This window comes from Streptomyces endocoffeicus (genome assembly GCF_016741935.1).
Classification (GTDB): Bacteria; Actinomycetota; Actinomycetes; order Streptomycetales; family Streptomycetaceae; genus Streptomyces; species Streptomyces endocoffeicus.
In genome coordinates this window covers 1-428 of sequence record NZ_JAERRG010000215.1, presented here as the reverse complement: position 1 = coordinate 428, position 428 = coordinate 1, and the positions used below count along the sequence as shown (strand labels likewise).

1 protein-coding gene is annotated in these 428 nt (G+C 66.8%); it reads right to left on the bottom strand.

All coding sequences use genetic code 11. The features are described 5' to 3' along the window. Window positions 1-428: transposase (locus tag JK364_RS54655; protein ID WP_201858917.1), on the bottom strand; the 428-nt coding region annotated here is incomplete at both ends.

Below are 428 nucleotides of genomic sequence, written 5' to 3'. Positions count from 1 at the left end.
TGGCTGGTGCGGGTGCGGTCCAGGGGGCGGTCGTTCCACCAGGCGTTTAAGCGGATCAGGTTGAGTGCGACGGCGGAGTAGATGTGTTCGAGATGGGTCTTCGCCAGGCCTCGGTAGCGAGCGCGGCGTGTGTCGGTGACGGCGGTGGCTTGCCGGATGGTGCCCTCGATGCCGGAGCGTAGGGCGTAGTCGGTGTTCCAGTCCTTGGTCTTCTGCCGGGTTCGGGTGTGCCGGAGTGCCTCGGTCATCTGTCTGGGGTGGAGGGAGAGTTGGCGGCGGTTCTTCTTCGCGGTGGTGCACTGGGGTTTGAAGGGGCAGGGGATGCAGTCGAGGGCGGCGAAGCTGACCACGGTCTTGGGGATACCTTCGCTCACGACGGGGTTCCAGGTGGCGCTGGTATGCCCGGCGGGGCAGGTGGCCTTCCCGGC